Here is a 21,667-nt window from a genome sequence, read left to right as displayed (position 1 = left end):
GCCATGAACGCACCGATCATTAAGAAGGTTCTTGTCGACAGCGGCGAGCTGAGGATGAAGGTGGCCGGATTGTTCCAGGCGGTCGGAGTGTCGCCCGAGCATGCGGACCAGATCGCCGAGGTCGTCGTCTTCGCCGATCTGCGCGGCGTCGAGTCGCACGGGGTCCAGTTCACGCCGCGATACGTCCGCGGCATCGCCCGCGGCCACCTGAACCCGAAGCCGGACATCCGCGTCGTCCACCGACGCGGCGCGGTCGCCGTCGTCGATGCCGACAACGGACTGGGCTTCCTGTCGGCGCGCCGCGCGATGAAGGAGGCCATGGCGATCGCCGCCGAACACGGCAGCGGCTCGGTGGCGGTGCGCAACAGCAACCACTTCGGACCGGCGGCCTTCTACCCGATGATGGCGCTGGAGGCGGGAATGATCGGCTACGCCACGACCGACGGCCCCCCCCACACGGTCGTGTGGGGCAGCCGCAGGCCGGTGCTTTCGAACGACCCAGTCGGCTGGGCCTTCCCCACCCTCGAAGGCCTGCCGATCGTCGTGGACACCGCGTTCACCGGCGTGAAGGAGAAGATCCGGTTGGCCGCCCAGCGCGGCGGCACGATCCCGGCCGACTGGGCTGTCGGGCCCGACGGCAATCCGACGACCGACCCGAAGATCGCACTCGAGGGCTACCTGCTGCCCATCGGCCAGCACAAGGGCTCGGCGCTGATCGTCGCCAACGAGGTCGTCTGCGGCGCCTTGGCCGGCGCCCTCTTCAGCTTCGAAGTGTCGCCGAAGCTCGTGATGGGTGCGGACCATCACGATTCGTGGAAGTGCGGCCACTTCGTCCAGGCGTTGGATCCGGGCGCCTTCGGCGACCGCGACGCATTCTTGCGCCGCACCAGCGAGTTGGCGTCGGCTCTGCGCAACGCGCCGCGCGCCGAGGGCGTGCAGCGCATCTACATGCCCGGCGAGATCGAGGCCGAACTGTCGGCGCAGCGCTTGCGGGACGGGCTGCCGCTGGCGGTCACCACGCTCGAGGCCCTCGACGCCGTGGCCCGCGAGGTCGGCGCGCCCGTACCGTCGGCGACGCTGGCCACGCGCGAGATGCCGTGATGGCGCACAAACCGGTTCCGGCGGCTTGGGCCTGTGCCAGCTGCGGGTTCAGGATGGGGGAGCCGATCGCGAGGCTGGGGGTCAGCGAGCTCAGTCTGGTCTCGGACCGTCGCTTCCCCGGCCGCTGCGTCCTCACGCTGCGCGAGCACGCCACCGAGCTGTTCGAGGCGTCGGCGGCGGCGCGGCAGGGGTTCGTCGAGGACATGAGTCGCGCGGCACGCGCGATCAAGCTGGCGACGGGCGCCTTCAAAATGAACTATGAGATCCTCGGCAATGCCGATCCGCACGTGCACTGCCATCTGATCCCGCGCCGGCAGGACGAGCCCAACCCGCGCGTACCGGCGTGGCTGCATCCGCAGGCGCAGACCGAACTGGACGAGGCGAGCGCGCAGCAGATAAAGGCGCGCATCCGGGAGTTGCTCGATGCCAAGGACATTTAGGATCAAAGGGAGACACGAGTCGATGACCAGCGTCACCGCCGCTGAGCGCTTCGTCTACTCCTTCGCCGAGGCCACGCATCTCGACGCGGCCGCGCTCGGCGGCAAGGGCGCCGGGCTGGTCCAGATGACGGCCGCGGGCTTTCCCGTGCCGCCGGGTTTCGTCATCTCGACGCAGGCATGCCGGGTCAGCAAGGACGGTGCGGTTCCCGAGGCGCTGTGGCGCGAGATCGTTCAGGCCGTGCATCAGCTCGAGGAGCGGACCGGCTGCGGCTTCGGCAAGGGGCCACGGCCGCTGCTGGTGTCGGTCCGCTCGGGCGCGCCGGTGAGCATGCCGGGCATGATGGACACCGTTCTCAACCTCGGGATGAACGAGGAGACCACGGTCGCGCTGGCGAAGGCGACCGGCGGCCGCTACCGCTTCGCCGCCGAGACCTTCGCCCGGTTCGCGCGCATGTTCGCCGACATCGTGCTTGGCGCCGCTGACGAGAGCGCCGCCGACGGCGCGAGCCTCGACACCGTCGAGGACGAGAGGTCGCTGCGATCAGCGGTCCGACTCGTCGCCGAAGGCGTCGGTGCGTCCGGCACCTTTCCGGCCGACCCGTGGGCGCAGCTCAGACAGGCGGTGGTCGCGGTGTTCGAGTCATGGAACTCGCGCCGTGCGATCCGCTATCGCGACCATCACGGAATCGCGCACGATCTGGGTACGGCGGTGGTCGTGCAGCAGATGGTCTTCGGCAATCTCGGTAGCCCGTCGGGAACGGGCGTGGCCTTCACCCGCGATCCGCGGGACGGTTCGCCGAAGCTGTTCGGCGAGTATCTCGAGAACGGCCAGGGGGAGGACATCGTCGCGGGAACGCACACCCCGGAATCGCTCGATGATGTGGGGCGCCGCTATCCGGAGCTGATCGGGCAGTTACACTCGTTGGCGCGTTCGCTCGAGAAGACCTACCGGGACGTCCTCGACATCGAGTTCACGGTTCAGGAGGGCGTGCTCTACCTGCTGCAGGTGCGTCCGGGCAAGCGCACCGCCGAGGCGGCGATCAGGATCGCGGGGGATCTGTACAAGGAGGGTCTCGTCGACCGCGAGACCGTGCTGCAGCGCGTGACGGCCGATCATCTGCGCCAGGTGCTCCGCCCCCGGTTCCTCGTGGAGGCCGTCGAGGCGGCGCGCGCCGGCGGTGCGAGGTTGGCACAGGGTACGGGCGCCTCACCGGGGCAGGTCAGCGGACGCATCGTTTTCGACCCGGATCGGGCCGAGCAGGTGGCCTCAGGAGGAGACCCGGTCGTCCTGATGCGGCTGTTCACGAGCCCGCGGGACTTGCACGGGATGCTCGCCGCGCGGGGGATCGTGACGGCCCGAGGAGGCTCGACCAGTCACGCGGCGGTCGTGGCGCGCGCCCTCGACAAGCCGTGCATCGTCGGCTGCGAGTCGCTCGACATCGACGCCGAACGACGCGTGGTTCGCGTGGCCGACCGCGAACTACCGGAAGGTACTCTCGTTTCGCTGGACGGCTCTACTGGAGAGGTGTTCGAGGGGACGTTGTCGACCGGCGCCCTCAGCACCGACTCTGTGAGCCACATCGGCGCCATCCTGGGGCTGGCCGACGACCTCAGCGGCTGCACCGTCTTCAACCGGGTCTCCACGCCGGACATGGCGCGTCAGGCCATCGCTGCCGGCGCCCACGCCATTGGCACCCGCATCGACGAGACACTGGCCGCGACTGCGGGATTCGAAACGCTGGTCGATGCCGTGTCGGCCTACAAGCGCGGAGTGACGTCGGCGGACTCCAACTCCAACGCGCTGGCCGCGCTTGAGGAGGTGATCGCGGAGGCGTTGACCGACGTCATGCGGGCCGTCTATCCGAAGCCGTTCGCGGCGCGGATCGCCAACCTGTCCAGCGGGGTCGCTGGCGAAGCGGTGTCGGATTTCACTGACGTCGCACCCTCGCCGGCCATCTGGCTGCCGCTAGGTTCGCCGCAGTTGCTGCGCGCGCAGATCCGAGGACTGGTGCGCGCGAAGGAGACCACCGGCTACCCGGACAACGTGATCTTAATGGTCGGCGGCATCAACACGGAAGCCGAGGCGATCGCGTTGAGGGCCGCCTGCCGCGAGGCGGGCGGCGCCAAGCTTAGGCTCGGCGTGGCCGCGCGCAGCCCGCACGGGCTGCTGGAGTTGCCCCGCATCGCCCGCCACGTCGACATGGCCTGGATCGACTACCGGTCACTGTGTGCCGCGATCTACCGCTATCCCGACGACCTGATGCTCGCGCAGGACGCATGGAAGTCGTACATCGCCGACGGTTTCATGCCGCTGGACCCTGCCAATGAAGTAGACGAGGCGATCAAACTGTTGATGCCCACCCTGACGCCGGACACACACGCCTGCGAGTTCGGCGTCACCTTTTATGGCTGGGGGGTCAGCGAGAAGGTGGTGCGCTTCTTCACCGAGCGCGGTTTCAGGAACTTCGGCGTCGAGATGAACGGACTCGCGGCCACCCGGCTGCTGCTGGGCCGCCTGGCATCGCAAGAGGGTGCATTCGGCCCGCCCGCCTGAGGCGCTCCGGTTTGGTCGCCGCCACGAGCAATAGACACAAATCCTTAAGGAGTTAATCCATGAAAGAGATCGGCCTAATCGGCCTTGGAAACATCGGCGGCGGAATGTGCCGGCGCCTTCTCGACCGCGGCATCGGCGTCGTCGGGTTCGACCTTTCGCCGGCGGCCACGAAAGCCGCCGCGGAACACGGCGCCCGGATCGAGGTCAGCCCCGCGGCGGTCGCGCAGCAGGTTGATGTCGTTGTCACGTCGCTGCCGAATCCCCCCATCGTGCGTGACGTCTACCTGGGCAAACAGGGTCTGGTCGCGCAGGCGCGGCCAGGGAGCACGCTGATCGAGACCAGCACCATCGACCCGAACACCATTCGTGAGGTCGCGCAGGCGGCGACCAAGTCCGGCATCCGGATCCTCGACATCGCACTGTCCGGCGAGCCGCCGCAGGCGGTCCTTGGCGAACTGGTCTTCCAGGTGGGTGGCCCCGACGAGTTGATCGACCAGCATCTCGAGTTGCTGCAGGTGCTGGCGAAGAAGATCAACCGCACGGGCGGCATTGGGACCGCCAAGACGGTCAAGCTCGTGAACAACCTGATGTCGCTGGGCAACGTCGCTGTGGCCGCCGAGGCTTTCGTCCTGGGCGTGAAGTGCGGGATGGAACCGAAGCGGTTGTACGAGATCCTGTCCGTCTCGGGCGGACGCTCGGCGCACTTCATCAGCGGGTTCCAGAAGGTCATCGAAGGCGACTACGGCGCCAGCTTCAAGACCAGCCTGGCGCTGAAGGACATCAACCTCATTCTCGACCTCGCCAACGAGGAGCACTACGCGGCGCGGCTCGCGCCGGTCATCGCATCGCTGTACCGCGACGCCGTTGGGCGAGGGCTGGGGGAAGAGAACTTCACGTCGGTGGTCAAGGGCTACGAAGCCACTGCAGGCATTCGCGTTGCCGAGTCCGGCTAGCGCACTGGACGCACATGGCATGGCTGCCACGCAGTTCGTCGTTGTTCGGCACGTCGAGACGGAATGGAACCGGGACGGTAGGATCCAGGGCCACTTGGACAGCCCGTTGACGTCGGAAGGGATCACCCAGGCGCAGACCCTCGCAAGGCGGCTGAGCGAGATGCGGTTCGACCTGCTCGTAAGCAGCGACTTGGGCCGCGCGAGCGCGACGGCTGCTTACATCGCTACCGAGACGAAGCTGCCCGTCCTGCTTGATGCCAGGCTGCGCGAGCGGAACTACGGAATCTTCCAAGGCCTCACACGCCCTGAGGCGCAGGCCAAGTTTCCCGAAGCCTATCGGCGCTACAGCGACGAAGACGTCAATTTTGCGATTCCCGGCGGGGAAAGCACACAAGCCGCCTTCGAACGCAGCCTGGGATGCTTGGAGGAGCTTGCGGCGCAGCGGGCTGGGCAGCGGATTCTCGTCGTCACGCACGGGGGCGTGCTGGACGGCCTCTATCGACACACGACGGGCTTGCCCCATGTCGGCTCTCGCGTGTTCACAATGGTTAATGGAAGCATCAACGGGTTCTCTTACGAGTGCGGCGTGTGGCGCCTGGATTTCTGGGCCGATGTGGCGCATTTGGACGGCAAACCGTTGGATGACGTTTGACGCACGCAAGCGAAAGGGTAGTCTCGATCGGCAAGATCACTCAGCCATGCAAACCTAAAGAAGCCGCGTTCTGGTAGGCCGTCAGTCATTCGAGGCTGATGGCTATCGATAGCTGCGCGCGTCCTCGATGAGCTTGCCATCGTTCGGAAGGCTGCCGGGCGGCAGCAGCAGGACGTCGCTGCGCAGCTTGGTCACCTCGCGCACGCTACCGGCGATGCGCTCGGCCAGGCCTTCCGGCCGCTCGGACACTTCGACCTGCAAGGTCATGCGGTCGCGGGCCACCTCGCCGTCCATGACTAGGCGCGCCTTGATCACTTCGCGGTGGCGTCGCACGATGTCTGCCACCTGGCCGGGGTGCACGAACATGCCGCGCACCTTGGTGGTCTGGTCGGCTCGCCCCATCCAGCCCCTGATGCGCCGGTTCGTGCGGCCGGTCGGGCAACGGCCCGGCAGCAGTGCCGAGAGGTCGCCGGTGCCGAAGCGGATCAAGGGGTAGTCCGGGTTCAGGGTCGTCACGACGAGCTCGCCGACTTCGCCGTCGAGCACCGGGTCGCCGGTACCGGGGCGCACGATCTCGACGATCACGCCCTCGTCGAGCACCAGGCCCTCGCGCGCGGCGGTCTCGTAGGCGATGCGGCCGATGTCGGCGGTGGCATAACACTGATAGGCGTCGATGCCACGTTCGCCCAGCCACTGCTGCAACGACGCCGGGAACGCTTCGCCGCTGAACAGCGCCTTTTGCAGCGATGCAGCGCGGATTCCCAGATCGAGCGCCTTCTCGAGCAGGATCTTCAGGAAGCTCGGCGTGCCGACATACGCGTTCGGGCGCAGATCGGCCATCGCATGCACTTGCAGCTCCGTATTGCCCACACCACCCGGAAACACGGTGCAGGCCAGCGCATGCGCGCCGCTTTCCATCATCCCGCCCGCGGGGGTGAGGTGATGGCTAAAGCTGTTGTGCACGAGGTCGCCAGCGCGAAAGCCGGCCGCATGCATCGCCCTAGCCACCCGCCAGTAATCGCAGGCACGGCCCTCGGGCTCGTAGATCGGGCCGGGCGACTGGTACACCCGCAGCGCGCCCCGACGCGCACCCCAGCCGATGGCCGAGCAGCCTCCGAACGGGTCGCTCGCTCGCTGCGCCTTCTGTCGCTCCAGCAGTTCATGCTTGCGGACCACAGGCAGCGCGGCCAGCGCGCTGCGGCTCGTCACCGAGGCCGCGTCGATGTCGCGCAGCGATTCGGCAAACGCGCTGGTGGCCACCTTCGCATGCGCCACCTGGCCGGGCAGCGCGGCCATCAGTGCGGTTTCGCGTGCGGCGGGGTCGCGCGTCTCGAGCGCGTCGTGGCACTCACCGCTCATGACATGCAGCCTCGCCTATGCCAGCCATCGCTTGCGCCGCCGGTAGCTCTTGGATTCGCGAAAGCTCTTGCGCTGGCCTGCGCCCATCCCGAGGTAGAACTCCTTCACGTCCTCGTTGCCGGCCAGCTCGGGAGCGGGTCCGTTCATCACCACCCGCCCGTTCTCCAGGATGTAGCCGTGGTCGGCGTATCTCAGCGCCATCTGGATGTTCTGCTCGGCAAGCAGGAAGGTCACACGCTCCTTCGCGTTCAGGTCCTTGACGATCTCGAACACCTCCTCGACGATCTGCGGCGCCAGCCCCATCGATGGCTCGTCGAGCAACACCAGGCTGGGGTTGGCCATCAGGGCACGCCCGATCGCACACATCTGCTGCTCGCCGCCGGAGGTGTACGCGGCCTGCGAGGCGCGCCGCGTCTTCAGGCGAGGGAAGTAGGTGTAGACCTTGTCGAGGTTGGCGGCGATCTCGCCGCTGCGCTTGCGCGTGTAGGCACCCGCGAGCAGGTTCTCCTCGATCGTCAGGTGCGCGAAGCAATGGCGGCCCTCCATCACCTGCACCACGCCGCGCTGCACCAGCTGGGCCGGCGACAGGTCATCGATTCGCTCGCCGCGCAGTTCGATCGAGCCCTTGGTCACCTCGCCGCGCTCGCCCCTGAGCAGATTCGAGATCGCCCGCAGCGCCGTCGTCTTGCCGGCGCCGTTGCCACCGAGCAGCGCCGCGACGCCGCCCTCGCGCACCTGCAGCGAGACACCCTTCAGCACGAGGATGACGCGGTCGTAGATGACCTCGATGCCGTTGACGGCGAGAACGGTGTCGTTCATGCGGGCTCCATGCGCGTGCAGTTCGACCGCCTCAGGAGGCGCAGTCGTCGGCGACTCTGCGTGTCAGCTGCTTGTCGGCGGCGTAGCGCTTCGTCGCGACCTCGAGCAGCGGATCCAGGATTGCGGGGTCGGCCCGTAGCCAGTCGGAGCTCACCTCCCAGGTCGTGCCGTTCCACGTGTAGGCACGCGCCGCTGACGGACCCATGTGGTCCTTGCAGCTTGTTGCCGTCGGCCGCATGACGTCGGCAATGCCGAGCTCCTCGAGCCGCTTCTGGTCTATCTGAAGGTTCTCGTAACCCCAGCGCGCCTGCGCCGGCGTCATCACCTGGCCGATGCCGAACTTCTGCTGGGCGCGGCGCACGCCTTCCACGGCGAACATCGCGTTCATCAGGCCGCGCATGTACAGCGCAGAGCCGACCTCTTCCTTCGGGCCCGAGCCCTCGCCCTTGGCATGGAGCTTGTCCACAACCTTCTTCGCGATCTTCGAATCCAAGGCGGGTCCTGGCAGGATGAGCACTGCGCTGTAGCCCTCGGCACCTGCCACGCCCTTGACGTCGGAGTCGGAGCCGGACGGCCACACGCCCACCACGCGGTTCCTCGGGAACCCGGTGGCCTGTGCCTCCTTCAGCGCCGTGCTGTTCATGACGCCCCAGCCCCACAGCAGCACGAAGTCGGGCCGGCTCTTACGGATCTGCAGCCAGGCGGACTTCTGCTCGACCCCGGGGTGCGGCACGGGAATGGTGACCAGTTCGAAGCCGTGCTTCTTCGCCCGCGCGGTGAGCACCGGGATGGCTTCCTTTCCGTAAGGGCTATCGTGGTAGAGCAGCGTGATCTTCTTGCCCGCCAGCTTGTCGAGGCCGCCCGCCTTCTGCGCCACGTACTGAACCTGCGTGTCGGCCGAGGCCCAGTGGGTGCCGGCGATCGGGAAGCTCCACTTGAAGACTTCTCCGTCGGCGCTTTCGCTGATGCCGTAGCCGGGCGTGAGGATCGGGATCTTGTCGGCGGCGCCGCGCTCGGTGAGCGCGAAGGTGATGCCGGTCGACATGGTCTGTAAGACAGTGGCGCCGCCGTTCTTCCCCTTCATGCGCTCGTAGCATTCGACGCCGCGGTCGGTGGCGTAACCCGTCTCGCACTCCTCCCAGAGCACGCGCACGCCGTTGATGCCGCCCTCCAGGTTGACCAGCTTGAAGTAGTCGACGAAGCCGTTGGCCCACGGCGTTCCGCTGGGCGCATAGGGCCCGGTGCGGAAGGTGAGCAAGGGGAAGTATTGCGACTTGTCTGCCGCGAAGCTCGGCCCGGCAGCGGCCGAGATCGTCAATGCCGCGGCGGCGATGAACGCGCGTGTTTTCGTCATGTTGTCTCCAGTCGTGTTCGATGGGTTCGGCCGTACTTGCTCACGCAGCCCCTGGCTGCGCTGCTTCAGTGAGGAAACGGCCAGATCCTCAGCTTCTGCTTTCCGAGCGACCACAGCCGGCTCAGGCCGTGCGGCTCGACGATCAGGAACCAGACGATCAGCGCGCCGAAGATCATCGTCTCGGCGTGCGATACGGCCGTGGTGGAGATCACGACGCCGACGAGATTGCCGATGCCCGGCAGCGCCTGGTTGAGGAAGATCGGCAGCAGCACGATGAACGCGGCACCGAAGAAGCTGCCCATCACGGAGCTCAGGCCGCCGATGATCACCATGAACAGCAGCTGGAACGAGCGGTCGATCGAGAACGCCGCCGGCTCCCACGCGCCCAGGTGGACGAAGCCCCAGAGCGCGCCGGCCACGCCGACAATGAAGCTGCTCACCGCGAACGCCGTGAGCTTGGCGTAGACCGGGCGGATGCCGATCACCGCCGCGGCCACGTCCATGTCGCGGATCGCCATCCACTCGCGGCCTATTGCGCTGCGCACCAGGTTCTTGGCCACCAGCGCGAACACGATCACGAAGGCGAGGCACAGCAGGTACTTCTGCGCGGGTGTCTCGATCCGCAGCCCGAACATGCTCAGGCCGGCCACGCTCACCGAGCCCGAGGGCGAGTCGTTGGTGAACCACTTGATGCGCAGGAAGGACCAGTCGATGAAGAACTGTGCCGCCAGCGTGGCCACCGCGAGGTACAGCCCCCTGATGCGCAAGCTGGGAATGCCGAACAGCACGCCCACCAAGGTGGCACACCCACCGCCGAGCAGCAGCGAGGCCAGCAGCGGCATGCCCTGGATGCGCACCTGGAAGTTGTAGGCCGCTTAGGCGCCCACCGCCATGAACGCGCCGGTGCCCAGCGAGATCTGACCGCAGTAGCCGACGAGGATGTTGAGGCCGAGCGCGGCCAGCGACAGGATCAGGAACGGGATGAGGATCGCGCGGAACAGGTACTCGCTGGCCGTCCACGGCACGAGCACTGCCGCACCGAGCAGCAACATCGCCATCACCCAGCGATCCTGCAGGATCGGGAAGATCTGCTGGTCAGCGCGATAGGTGGTCTTGAGCTGGCCGTTCTCGCGATAGAGCATGTGGTGTCTCCTTGTGTGCTCAGACGCGGTCGATGACCTTCTCGCCGAACAGCCCTTGCGGCCGCAGGAGAAGGAAGACGAGCGCCAGCGCATAGGCGAACCAGATCTCGATGCCGCCACCGAGCGCCGGGCCGAGGTAGACCTCGGAAAGCTTTTCGCCCATGCCGATGATCAAGCCGCCGACGATGGCACCCGGCACCGACGTGAGGCCTCCGAGGATCACCACCGGCAAGGCCTTCAGCGCCACCAGCGACAGCGAGAACTGCACGCCCAGCTTGCTGCCCCAGATGACGCCGGCCACCAGCGCGACGAAGCCCGCCACGCTCCAGACGATCACCCAGATGCGGTCGAGCGGGATGCCGATCGACTGCGTGGCCTGATGGTCGTCGGCCACCGCGCGCAGCGCGCGGCCGGTGGAGGTCTTCTGGAAGAACAGCGCCAGCAGCGCGACCAGCGCGGTGGCGATCGCGGCAGCGTACAAGTCCTCCTTACTGATCAGCAATCCGCCCTGCAGGGTGCTCTCCAGCACCGTCAGCGGGTCCTTGGGCAGGCCAACGTCGATGGTGTAGATGTCGCTGCCGAAGAGGCTCTGGCCGAAGCCGTCGAGGAAGTGCGCGATGCCCAGCGTGGCCATCAGCAAGGTCACGCCCTCCTGGTTGACCAGCTGGCGCAGGCACAGCCTCTCGACCGCCCTGGCCACGGCGACCATCACGGCGATCGCCGCCGCGAAGGCGAGCACGTTGGCCACCAGCCGACTGTGGATGCCCAGCAGCGACGGGATCCACTCGGCGAAGCGCGCCATCGCGAGCGCCGCGAACAACACCATCGCGCCTTGCGCGAAGTTGAAGACGCCGGAGGCCTTGAAGATCAGCACGAAGCCGAGCGCGACCAGCGAATACAGCATGCCCGACATCAGGCCGCCGATGAGAGTCTCGAGTAGGAAGCCCATCATCGTGTTCCTCAGTCGGTCGTGCCGAGGTAGGCCTTGATGACCTCGGCGTTGCCGCGTACCGCGTCGGGCGTGCCATCGCCGATCTTCTTGCCGTAGTCGAGCACCACGACGCGGTCGCAGATGTCCATCACGACGCCCATGTCGTGCTCGATCAGCACGATGGTGGTGCCGAACTCGTCATTCACGTCGAGAATGAAGCGGCACATGTCCTGCTTCTCTTCGACGTTCATGCCGGCCATCGGTTCGTCGAGCAACAGCAGCGTCGGCTCCATCGCGAGCGCTCGGCCGAGATCGACGCGCTTCTGCAGCCCGTACGGCAGGCGCCCGACCGGTGTCTTGCGCCAGACCTGGATCTCCAGGAAATCGATGATTCGCTCGACGACCTCGCGGTGCGCGATCTCTTCCCTCTCGGCTGGCCCCCAGCGCAGCGCCTGCAGGAACAGGTTGCTCTTCATGCGCAGATTGCGGCCCGTCATGATGTTGTCGAGCACGCTCATGCCCTTGAAGAGCGCAAGGTTCTGGAACGTGCGTGCGACGCCCATCTCGGCGACCTGGCGCGAGCTCATGTGCCTGAAGGTCTTGCCGCGAAAGGCGATCGAGCCTGCCTGCGGCTGGTAGACGCCGTTGATGCAGTTCAGCATCGAACTCTTGCCCGCGCCGTTCGGGCCGATGATGGCTCGGATCTCGTGCTCGCACACGTCGCAGCGCCGCCGACGTGCCGCAGCAGCTCGAGGCCTATGTCGTCGATCTCACGGCGTTCCTGTCCGGTCCGGGGCATCGGCGGTACGTCCAGGTGTTGGCCGAGTCGCCGCCCACGGCACGCGATGCGCGGCTCATCTGGCAACGCGGGCCCGAGCGGGGCCATGCGATGCTGGCGTCGTTCCTGCAGGCCGCCCACGCTGCAGGCCATCTGCACTGCTCCTCACCCGCCGCCAGCGCCGAACTGCTGCTGGGCATGGCGCTGGGGTTGGACCTCGTGCGCTCCATGTATCGGGTGGCGCTGGCCAGATCTCGCCCGCAGGAACGCCAGGCCCACGCCGCGCAGGTCGTGGACCTCTTCATGCAGCTGCATGCCCATCCGGATGAGCATGGGCCGCCCGGATGACGGCCTCGAAGGCGGAACCTGACTGAGCGCGGATCGGCCGTCCACACCCTGCGGACCTCAAAACCGCCACACGTATCGAACCTGCCCGAAGTTTTCACCGGGATTGGGCTTTCGCAGTCCGGCGTTCGAGAAGTGCTCTACGCGCAGTTGCAGTTCGTGCTCCTGCCGAGCGCCCAAGCGCAGCCCCAGCGCGATGTGGTCGCCGAAGTTCACCCGGGTGCTGAAACGACGATCACCGCCTCGATAGCGGGGCGAGACGATGTTCAGTCCGACACCGCCCTCGAGGAACCACCGGTGGCCGAATGCCCAGCGAGCGATCGGCTTCAGCCCCAGCTGCAGGCTGACGCGAGGGTCCCCGGCGTCACCCGCAGCGCGCGAGCGCCACACGCCGATGGTCGCCTCGATCTGCCACGTCAGCCGGCCCGGCCACACGCGTGGCGCGACGCTCCACGGCCATAGCGCGCCAACCGCGAAGGCTGCCGAGCGGTTCGATCGCGACCACTGGACGAATCCGTACTCGGGGCAATCTCCCGGCGCGCGCTGTGCGGCTTCTTCGGCATCGGGCCACAGGCACAGGGCTTGAGCACCCGGGGCGCAGACTGCGGCCAGCATGAGCAGCGCCGTCGAGCGAATGCGTGGCCTGCTGCATCGAATGGAGCCGAGTGCCACTGCATCGCATCCAGATGAAATGACCAGCCCCGACTGTGGCGCTTCGAGCGGCCAACCCCGCAGACGGCGTGCCGCGCTCCTCTATTGCACGCCGCCGCCCAGGGCTCGGTACATCGCGATGCGGCTTTGCTGTTCGGCCAGCCGCGTCTGCACTTCGGCCTGCGCGGCAGCAAACAGCGACCGCTCGGCGTCGAGCAGTTCCAGCGTCGTGCCCACGCCGTTGTCCACCCGCACCTGCACGAGTTGCAGACGCGCCGCCTCGGACTGCCTTTGCACCTCGAGCGCGCGCAACTGGTCCATCAGTGTCGCGCGGCCCGCCAAGGCGTCCGCCACATCGCGGAACGCGGCCTGGATCGCGCGCTCATACTGCGCCAGCGCGATGTCGCGCTGGGCCGTCGCGCCTCGGACCAGCGACTCCGTCCGGCCGGCATCGAAGATCGGCATCAGCAGTTGCGCCGCGAAGCTCCAGGCCCCGTCCTTGAACAGGTCGCCCAGTTGCGTGCTCGCGGTGCCCAGACTGCCGGTCAGCGAGATCCGCGGCCAGTAGGCCGCCCGCGCTGCACCGATGTTGGCATTGGCGGCCACGAGCAACTGTTCGGCCTGCCGCACGTCCGGGCGCTGCAGCAAAACCTCCGAGGGCAGCCCGGTCGGAACCTCCGCGAACGCCAGCGACTGGATGCGTGGAAGCGTGGAGACGGCCAGCGGCTGACCCACCAGCAGGGTCAGCGCGTTCAAGTCCAGCTCGCGTTGGCGCGTGAACTGTGCCAGCGCCGCCTGGGCGGAGGCCGCGAGGGACTGCGCCTGACGCAGGTCCAGCTCCGAGGCGGTGCCGTGCTGGTAGCGCAACTGCGTGAGATTCAGAGACTGCTCGCGCGACTTCACGGTTTCGCGGGCAATCTCGAGCAGTTCGTCGTCCGCACACAGGGACAGCCAGGCCTGCGCGACCGATGCCACCAGCGCGACCTGCGCGGCGCGACGACCCTCCTCGCTGGCTGCCAGTTGCGCTGCCGCCGCGTCGCTGCCGGCGCGGATGCGGCCGAACAGGTCCAGTTCCCAGGCCGACACCGTCAATCCTGCGGTGTAGGTGCCAGCGACATTGCCATTGCTGCCGGTGCCGCGCACGGCTGACGCCCCGGCATTCAGCGTGGGCCACAGGTCGGCACGCCGCTGTCCGAGCACGGCCCGCGCCGCCTCGATGTTGAGAACCGCCACGCGCAGGTCGCGGTTGTTCGCAAGCGCTTTCCCGATGACCTCGCGCAGCGCAGGATCGGGGAAATACTCCTGCCAGCCGGTGGCCGCCGCGGCCTTGAGGCCGTTCTGTGGCGACGACGCCGCATTCGGGAAAGCCGCTGCCACGGGCGTAGCGGGCAGCGTCAACGGCGGCGTGGGCGCGGCACACCCCCCAAGACCCGCCACGGCGGCTGCCAGGAGACCCCATCGCTTCAACGTCGCGCCCTTCATGCCTGCTCTCCATGTCCCTTGGCCACCGGGGCTGCTGCGGCAGCCGGTGCGTCATCCAGTTCGTGCGCATAGAACTTGCGCTGCCGCTCGCTGCCCTTGAACAGCCGCCGCACCACGACGAAGAACACCGGCACGAACAGCACCGACAAGGCGACTGCGGTGACCATGCCGCCCATCACGCCGGTGCCGATCGAGCGCTGGCTCGCAGAGCCAGCGCCGGAGGCGATGGCCAGCGGCAGCACGCCCAGGACAAAGGCCATCGAGGTCATCACGATCGGGCGGAATCGCAAGTGCGCCGCTTCCAGCACGGCCTGCAGGACGGAGCGGCCCTGGGCCTGCAGATCCTTGGCGAACTCGATGATCAGCACCGCGTTCTTCGCCGACAGGCCAATGATGGTGATGAGGCCGATCTTGAAGTACACGTCATTGGAGAAGCCGCGGCCCATCGTTGCCAGCACCACGCCGAGCACGCCCAGCGGCACGACCAGGATGACCGCCAGCGGAATCGACCAGCTCTCGTAGAGAGCGGCCAGGCATAGGAAGACGGCCAACAGCGAGAAGCCGAACAGGAACACGGCCGTCGCCCCCGCCAACCGCTCTTCGCGCGACTGCCCCGTCCACTCGAAGCCGAATCCCGGCGGCAACTGGCCCGCCAGGCGCTCCATCTCGGCCATCGCCTCGCCGGTGCTGACACCGGGCGCCGCGTCGCCAGCGATCCGCATGGTGGGGTAGCCGTTGTAGCGAATGGACTGCATGGCGCCGGTCACCCAGCGTGTGCTGGCGAAGGTTGCCAGCGGTACGGGCTGTCCCTTCGAGTTCGGGGCCGTCAGCCGCAGCAGATCCTCGGGCTGCATGCGTGCCTGCGCGTCGGCCTGGACGACGACACGCTGCAGCCGCTCGCCGCTCTGGAAGTCGTTCACGTAGGCCGAACCGATCGCCGTCGAGATCGTCGCGTTGATTGCCTCGAAGCCGACGCCCAGGGCGCTGGCCTTGTCGCGGTCGATCACCAACTGCAGTTGCGGCGCGTCTTCGAGGCCGTCCGGCCTGACGCCGGCCAGCAGCTTGCTCTGCGAGGCCATGCCCAGCAGCTGGTTGCGCGCCGCGATGAGCGCTTCGCGCCCATTGCCGCCGCGATCCTGCAGCCGGAATGCAAAGCCAGTGGCCGAGCCGAGTTCGGGAATCGGTGGCGGGCTGAGCGGGAAGATGAAGGCATCCTTCACCCCCATCAGAGCGCCGAAGGTGCGGCGCGCCAGCGCCTGTGCACTCTGGGCTTCGCCCTTGCGCTCGTCCCAGTCCTTCAGGGTGACGAAGGCCAGCGCCGAGTTCTGGCCCTGGCCGGAGAAGTTGAAGCCAAGCACGCCGACCATGCTGCGCACTTCCGGCTGCTTGAGCACGAAGCCCTCGACCTGCTGCATCACCTGCAGGCTGCGGTTCAAGGTCGCTCCGGGCGGCAGCTGTATGTTCACGAGGATGTAGCCCTGGTCCTCGTTGGGCAGGAAGGACGTCGGCAGCCGATAGGTCAACCAGCCCACACCCGCCACGATCGCCACGTAGACCAGCAGCATGCGGCCGGTGCGGTTGAGCAGGCGTACGAGGAATCCTTCGTAGCGCTTGGCGGTGTTGGCAAAGCCTCGATTGAACCAACCGTAGAAGCCGGTCTTGGCATGCGCGTGCCCGGCCTCGACCTGCTTGAGCAGCGTCGCGCACAGTGCCGGCGTGAGCGACAGCGCCATGAAGGCCGAGAAGGCGATGGAGGCCGTCATGACGGCCGAGAACTGCCGGTAGATGTTGCCCACCGCGCCGGTGAAGAACGCCAGTGGTACGAACACCGAGATCAGCACCACCGTCACGCCGATGATCGCGCCGGAAATCTGCCCCATGGCCTTGCGCGTGGCCTCGCGAGGCGGCAGGCCCTCCTCGCTCATGATGCGCTCGACGTTCTCGACCACCACGATGGCATCGTCGACCACGATGCCGACCACGAGCACCATGCCGAACATGGTCAGCACGTTGATCGAGAAACCGAGCGCCAGCAGCACGCCGAAGGTGCCCAGCAGCGCCACGGGCACCACGATCGTGGGGATCAGGGTGAAGCGCCAGTTCTGCAGGAACAGGAACATCACCAGGAAGACCAGCACGACCGCTTCGATCAGGGTCTCGACCACCTTGCCGATCGAGATGTCGACGAAGCGCGAGGTGTCGTAGGGCACGGCGTAGCTCATGCCCTGGGGGAAGTAGCGCTTGAGCTCCTCCATGCGCGCACGCACGAGCCTGGCAGTCTCCAGTGCGTTGCCGCTCGGCGAGAGCTGGATGCCGATGCCGGCGGAGGGCTTGCCGTTGAGCCGCGCCGACGTGGCATAGGTCTGCGCCCCGAGCTCGATGCGGGCCACGTCGCGCAGCCGCACCGACGAGCCGTCGGCGTTGGCGCGCAGCACGATGCTGCCGAACTGCTCGATGCTCGCGAGCTGCCCCTCCACCTGCACGGTGGCCGAGATGGCCTGATCCACCGGGTTGGGCAGGTCGCCGATCGTGCCGGAGGAGACCTGCGCGTTCTGTGCGCGAATCGCCGCGTTCACGTCGCCCGCGGACAGGTTCAAACTGCGCAGCTTCGCCGGATCGATCCAGATGCGCATCGCGCGCTCGGTGCCGAACAGCTGCGCCGTGCCGACCCCCGGCACCCGCTGCAGTTCGGGCAGCACGTTGCGTGCCGCGTAGTCGCCCAGCGCGATCGGATCCCACTTCGGGTCGTCCGAGCTGAGGATGGTGAACATCAGGAAGTTGGAGCGCGCCTTGTCGACCCGCACGCCTTGCTGGGTCACGGCCGCGGGAAGGCGCGGCGTGGCGCGCGACAGGCGGTTCTGCACGTCCACCTGCGCCAGGTCCGGATTGGTGTTCGGCGTGAAGGTCAGCGTGAGCGTGCCGGTGCCGTTGGCCTGCGCCACCGACTCCATGTACGCCAGGCCTGGCGAGCCGTTCATCTCCTGTTCGATGACCGACAGCGTGCTGTTTTCCAGAGTCTTGGCCGACGCTCCGGGGTAGGTGGCGGTGACGACGATGGACGGCGGCGCAACCGTCGGGTATTGCGCCACGGGCAACTGCGTGATGGAGACGATGCCCGCCACCACGACGAACAGCGCGATGACCCACGCGAAGATGGGCCGGTCGATGAAGAACTTGGCCATGGGTGCTGCACCCTCAGCGGCTGGCAGCCGAACCCGCCGGGGCGGCGGCGCCGGCAGAAGAGGCCGCGGCCGAGGCCGGCTTGGCGGGCGCCCAGGGCACTGGCTTCACCGGCGAGTTGGGTCGCATCTTCTGGAATCCTTCGACGATGACCTGATCTCCGGCGGCCAGGCCCTGGGTCACGATCCACTGCTTGCCCGCAGAACCCGCGACCTTGACCGGGCGCGGGCCGGGCTTGCCGCCCTCGCCGACGACAAGCACGGTGTCGCCTTGCGCGGTTCGCGTCACCGCCTGCTGCGGCAGCAGCACCGCGCCGGCGATCTCGCCCTGTACGAGTCGCGCGCGCACGTACATGCCCGGCAGCAGGCGGCCCGAGGGGTTGGGCACCTCGGCACGCAAGGTCACCTGCTCGGTGGTCGGATCGACGCTCAGATCCGCAAACAGCAGCCGCCCCTTCTGCGGTAGTTCGCTGCCGTCGTCGAGCACCACCCGCACGGCGGCCGATTCCGCGGGCGCCTTGCCCGCTCCCGCGACCTGCTGCCGCAGCCGGTCCACTTCGATGACCGACTGGGTGGCATTGACATAGACCGGATCGATCTGCTGGATCAGCGCCATCTGCGTCGCTTCGGCCTGCGACACCAGCGCGCCCTCGGTGACCAGCGCGCGCCCGATGCGCCCCGAGATCGGGGCCGTCACGGTCGCGTAGCCCAGGTTCAGCTCGGCCGTGCGCAACGCGGCCTTGGCCGCGGCCACGTCGGCCTCGGCCTGCGCCTGTGCCGCCTGGGCGTTCACGAAGTCCTGCTGGCTGACCGCGTTGGCCGCGCGCAGCGGTGTGTAGCGTGTCACTGTCGCGCTGGCCTGCATCAGATTGGCCTGGGCCTTGGCCAGCGCCGCCTTGGCACTGTCGGCGGCCGCCTCGTAGGGCGCGCGGTCGATCTGGAACAACGCCTGGCCTGCCTTGACCTGCGAGCCTTCATTGAACAGGCGCTTCTGGACAATACCGGTGACCCGGGCGCGCACTTGGGCCACTCTGACGGGCTCGACACGGCCCGGCAGCTCGGCCGTCAGCGGCGCCGTCTGGAATGCCACCGTCACCACCGAAACCTCCGGCGGCGGCGGTGCGGCTCCACCACCGGCCGGCGCCTGCCCCCCTCCGCCGCTGCCGCCACAGGCCGTGACGACCATAAGCGTGGCAACGCTGGCACAGGTCGCTACCCGCAGGCGGGCACGGGTCGTCGGTTGCTGGCCGCGGCTCATGGGGCCCGAGGTGGCTGGATGCATGGGATCGGTCCTTGTGGAGGCTGGTGGATGCAGTAAATACAAGCGCGAATGTATATTATCGTATGGAGTGCTTCGGTCCTGCAGGCACTCCGACCTGAGTTCGCCGATCTGCTGGAATCGCGTCGAGACGCACGCCAGCGCATCCTGCTCAGAACTGGAACAGCGTCAGGCCCGTCCCGACACTGGTCTGTCGGTGGTTGTAGTCCAGGAGAGATTCGCCGTAGCCGGAGAACACCTGAACGTACCAGCGCAAGCCCTGCGGCCGGCCGCGATCGACCGGATAAGTCAGGTCCCATTGGATCGAGCCTCGACCCGCGGACGCCAGGCGAGTGCGCCAGGTCACCTGCGCCGTGGCCAGTCCGGGCAGCCAGGCCGCCGCTAGTTCGGCGTCGCCAACGTAGCGGGCAATGTCCGGGTTGTCGTCGTTGGAGCCATCATTCAACCGACGGAACACGCGCAATACGAGTCCCAGTTCGCCGCGATCGACGCTCGCCGCGGCGTACACGCGGTTCCAACTGCGCGACAGCGCGCCGCTCTGCCCGTTGGACTGGTGCATGAGCCCGAGTTGCGTCATGCGCCAGTGCCAGCCGGCCCACAGAGGCGCCAGCGGCCGGGGCGTCGGTATGACGTAGATGGCCTCCGGCTGATAGTCGGTGCTGCGAAACGGCGACGACTGCTGCGTGTCCCAAAACTGCCAGAGCGAACGCTGCGTGTAGGCGAACCACAGATCGGCCTGCGGCAGCAGCAGCCCTTCGACCACCTTGGTCCGCAGCGAGATCTGGATCTTGGCATTTACCGACTTGTAGCGAAGTGCCGACGGCGCCGTCCCGCGCGTTGGCGTGGACGGAGCAAGATTCACGCTGGAGGTCCAGTGCGCCGGCAGAACGAAGTTGGGCTGATAGGTGCGGACGATGAACGTGCCACGCTTGGCCTCAGGCCCCAGTTCCCAGGTCTCGCCGGCCACGGCAGCCAGCATCTCGTCCTGACCCGGCGCCGGGCTGGCCGCCGGCCGGGTCGGGCGTTCGGCATCCACAGCGGCGCTGCGCAGGCCAAGTGCCGCGGTCGGCACGGCCGGGTCGATCCCGGATCGGTCGAATTCGGTGCCCAGGGCCGCGTCGTAGCAGGCCAGTCTTCTCGCGTCGTCGGCCTCGCGCCGGCACGAACTCAAATCGCCCTGGGCCACACAAGGCCCTGCGGTCATGGCCAGAACGCCGATCGACAGCAGCCGGCACACACCTCGAATCTCTTGCGATCGCTGGCTGGCCATCGTGATTGCAGTGAACGTTTGAGCGGCGTTGTTGCACGACACTGCTGGTCGCCCACCAGGCCGCCCGGCGGGCACCGCCATGAGCAAGGCGGCGCCAGAGATACAGGCACGAATGTATATTATCGGCTGAAACCTGCTCTTCTTGCAGGAGATTGGTCCGCACATGGCCCGCCGCACCAAGGAAGAAGCCCTCCAGACCCGCCAGGCGCTCATCGATGCAGCGGAGATCGTTTTCGACGCTCGCGGTGTGAGCGAAGCGTCACTTCAGGAGATCGCGGAGGTGGCAGGGGTGACGCGCGGCGCGGTCTACTGGCACTTTCGCGACAAGGCCGATCTGTTCAACGCGCTGATGGATCGCGCGATCCTGCCCTTCGAGCAGCGTTGGCTCGACGACAAGGCCGGAGCCCAGATGCCGCCGTTGCAGGAGGTGGAGGCCATCGCCGCCGACATGCTGCGCGCAACGAGTCGCGATGAACGGCTGCAGCGCGCCGTATCGATCTCGAGCCAGAAGCTTTCGTACGTGGATGAACTGGGTTCGGTTCGGGAGCGCCGCCTGGCGGTGCTGGCACGGGCCCGCAAGCGATTCGAGGCGCTGCTGCGCGAGGCACAACGTGCAGGAGCGCTGCCGGCGGACGCCCAGCCCACCCATGCAGCGAGAGCCCTGCTGGCCCTGGTCGATGGGCTGGTCGTGCACTGGATGCTCGATGGCCGCCGCTTCAACCTCTGCAAGGTGGGCGAGCCGGCGGTTCGGCACATGCTGGCCGGAATGGCCGTATCGCCGCCGGCCCGCCCGCCACGGGCGTAGTCGCGGTGTTCCGGAACCAGCGTTCCGAGCAAGGCATGACCACTGTTCTGCGCGATGCGACCGGCGCCCGCGACATGCCGCGCGCTTCGACGCCTCTTGAACCTGGATCGGGGAATTGAGCCATGCTTGATATTCCTTACTTCAAGTTGGCGGTTCTCGGCATCTTCGCCTTCTGCACAACCCACGTACACCGCCGCGGCAGTGTGCGCCTGCGCTTCTGGCGCCAACTCACCGACCACTCGACGTTCATGGCGCCCATCAACTGCGTCATGTACCTCTTCTCCGGTGTGCCCAACAGGCCCTTCCTCGACGCCGCGGCCTTCCCGCAACTGCGTCTGCTGGAAAGCCATTGGGAGAGCATCCGGGACGAAGCCTACCGGCTTGCCTCAGCCGGACAGATCAAGGCCTCCGACAAGTACGACGACGCCGGCTTCAACAGCTTCTTCAAGACGGGCTGGACCCGCTTCCACCTGAAGTGGTATGACGAGGCGCATCCGTCGGCGCGGGCACTGTGCCTGTTGGCGCCGACTGAAATTTGACCCACTTGAGAGGATCGTGCCGATCGAAATTTGA

The 21,667-nt window shown here is 67.4% G+C and carries 17 protein-coding genes and 2 pseudogenes; 8 read left to right on the top strand and 11 right to left on the bottom strand.

Features of this window, described 5'->3' with window-relative positions; all coding sequences use genetic code 11:
* Positions 1-3 precede the first annotated feature (3 nt).
* From D9C15_RS31905 to D9C15_RS31885, 5 genes are read left to right on the top strand one after another with little or no spacing between them, the layout of a single operon-like run.
* Positions 4-1,101, top strand: a complete 1,098-nt coding sequence (locus D9C15_RS31905) for an Ldh family oxidoreductase (protein WP_128003507.1) — start codon at positions 4-6, stop codon at positions 1,099-1,101.
* Positions 1,101-1,541, top strand: coding sequence for an HIT family protein (locus D9C15_RS31900; RefSeq protein WP_148211123.1), 441 nt, complete (start codon positions 1,101-1,103; stop codon positions 1,539-1,541). The genes D9C15_RS31905 and D9C15_RS31900 overlap by 1 nt, the downstream gene beginning before the upstream one ends.
* A gap of 22 nt (positions 1,542-1,563) precedes the next feature.
* The gene (locus tag D9C15_RS31895) at positions 1,564-4,095 is read left to right on the top strand and encodes a pyruvate, phosphate dikinase (protein ID WP_240668676.1); all 2,532 of its coding nucleotides are present in this window, start codon (positions 1,564-1,566) and stop codon (positions 4,093-4,095) included.
* A 59-nt stretch (positions 4,096-4,154) separates the two neighbouring features.
* Complete coding sequence (locus tag D9C15_RS31890) at positions 4,155-5,048, top strand: NAD(P)-dependent oxidoreductase (protein ID WP_011831880.1); 894 nt, start codon at positions 4,155-4,157, stop codon at positions 5,046-5,048.
* 19 nt (positions 5,049-5,067) lie between these two features.
* Positions 5,068-5,700 carry a histidine phosphatase family protein gene (locus D9C15_RS31885; protein ID WP_041930431.1) on the top strand — a complete coding sequence of 211 codons (633 nt, stop codon included), beginning with the start codon at positions 5,068-5,070 and terminating at the stop codon, positions 5,698-5,700.
* Positions 5,701-5,802: 102 nt separating this feature from the next.
* Here D9C15_RS31885 and D9C15_RS31880 read toward each other — a convergent pair whose 3' ends face one another.
* The 6 genes and pseudogenes from D9C15_RS31880 to D9C15_RS31855 form a co-directional block, all read right to left on the bottom strand.
* The gene (locus D9C15_RS31880) at positions 5,803-7,059 is read right to left on the bottom strand and encodes a phenylacetate--CoA ligase family protein (RefSeq protein ID WP_011831882.1); all 1,257 of its coding nucleotides are present in this window, start codon (positions 7,057-7,059) and stop codon (positions 5,803-5,805) included.
* A gap of 15 nt (positions 7,060-7,074) precedes the next feature.
* Positions 7,075-7,878: an ABC transporter ATP-binding protein gene (locus tag D9C15_RS31875; RefSeq protein WP_011831883.1), complete on the bottom strand. Its 804-nt coding sequence runs from the start codon at positions 7,876-7,878 to the stop codon at positions 7,075-7,077.
* A 31-nt stretch (positions 7,879-7,909) separates the two neighbouring features.
* Entirely contained in the window at positions 7,910-9,232 is a 1,323-nt protein-coding gene (locus D9C15_RS31870) for an ABC transporter substrate-binding protein (RefSeq protein WP_011831884.1), read from the bottom strand.
* 65 nt (positions 9,233-9,297) lie between these two features.
* Positions 9,298-10,374 (bottom strand): annotated as a pseudogene (locus tag D9C15_RS31865) (branched-chain amino acid ABC transporter permease).
* Between the two features lie 19 nt (positions 10,375-10,393).
* Positions 10,394-11,323, bottom strand: a complete 930-nt coding sequence (locus D9C15_RS31860; protein WP_041930432.1) for a branched-chain amino acid ABC transporter permease — start codon at positions 11,321-11,323, stop codon at positions 10,394-10,396.
* Positions 11,324-11,334: 11 nt separating this feature from the next.
* Positions 11,335-12,027 (bottom strand): annotated as a pseudogene (locus tag D9C15_RS31855) (ABC transporter ATP-binding protein); the annotation flags it as partial.
* A 14-nt stretch (positions 12,028-12,041) separates the two neighbouring features.
* Between D9C15_RS31855 and D9C15_RS31850 the strand changes: the two are divergent.
* Complete coding sequence (locus tag D9C15_RS31850; RefSeq protein WP_128003505.1) at positions 12,042-12,431, top strand: TetR/AcrR family transcriptional regulator C-terminal domain-containing protein; 390 nt, start codon at positions 12,042-12,044, stop codon at positions 12,429-12,431.
* 57 nt (positions 12,432-12,488) lie between these two features.
* Here the strand turns inward: D9C15_RS31850 and D9C15_RS31845 are convergent, their stop codons facing one another.
* The 5 genes from D9C15_RS31845 to D9C15_RS31825 all read right to left on the bottom strand — a co-directional run bounded on the left by D9C15_RS31845 (position 12,489) and on the right by D9C15_RS31825 (position 20,256).
* Positions 12,489-13,043, bottom strand: a complete 555-nt coding sequence (locus D9C15_RS31845) for an acyloxyacyl hydrolase (protein WP_128003504.1) — start codon at positions 13,041-13,043, stop codon at positions 12,489-12,491.
* A 138-nt stretch (positions 13,044-13,181) separates the two neighbouring features.
* The gene (locus tag D9C15_RS31840; RefSeq protein WP_128003503.1) at positions 13,182-14,561 is read right to left on the bottom strand and encodes an efflux transporter outer membrane subunit; all 1,380 of its coding nucleotides are present in this window, start codon (positions 14,559-14,561) and stop codon (positions 13,182-13,184) included.
* Positions 14,558-17,743, bottom strand: a complete 3,186-nt coding sequence (locus D9C15_RS31835) for an efflux RND transporter permease subunit (protein ID WP_128003502.1) — start codon at positions 17,741-17,743, stop codon at positions 14,558-14,560. The genes D9C15_RS31840 and D9C15_RS31835 overlap by 4 nt, the downstream gene beginning before the upstream one ends.
* Before the next feature lie 13 nt (positions 17,744-17,756).
* On the bottom strand, positions 17,757-18,998 hold the full coding sequence (locus tag D9C15_RS31830) for an efflux RND transporter periplasmic adaptor subunit (protein WP_240668674.1): 1,242 nt from the start codon (positions 18,996-18,998) through the stop codon (positions 17,757-17,759).
* 172 nt (positions 18,999-19,170) lie between these two features.
* Positions 19,171-20,256 (bottom strand): phospholipase A, encoded by a 1,086-nt coding sequence (locus D9C15_RS31825; protein ID WP_240668673.1) that lies wholly within the window; start codon positions 20,254-20,256, stop codon positions 19,171-19,173.
* Between the two features lie 196 nt (positions 20,257-20,452).
* Between D9C15_RS31825 and D9C15_RS31820 the strand changes: the two genes are divergently transcribed.
* Positions 20,453-21,094 (top strand): TetR family transcriptional regulator, encoded by a 642-nt coding sequence (locus D9C15_RS31820; protein WP_128003500.1) that lies wholly within the window; start codon positions 20,453-20,455, stop codon positions 21,092-21,094.
* Positions 21,095-21,216: 122 nt separating this feature from the next.
* Positions 21,217-21,633: an aspartyl/asparaginyl beta-hydroxylase domain-containing protein gene (locus D9C15_RS31815; protein WP_128003499.1), complete on the top strand. Its 417-nt coding sequence runs from the start codon at positions 21,217-21,219 to the stop codon at positions 21,631-21,633.
* The last annotated feature ends 34 nt before the right edge of the window (positions 21,634-21,667 follow it).

This window comes from Piscinibacter defluvii, from assembly GCF_004011805.1.
GTDB classification, from domain to species: domain Bacteria; phylum Pseudomonadota; class Gammaproteobacteria; order Burkholderiales; family Burkholderiaceae_C; genus Piscinibacter; species Piscinibacter defluvii.
Note: the sequence above shows the minus strand (reverse complement) of the source record. Positions and strands in the feature narration are given on the sequence as shown.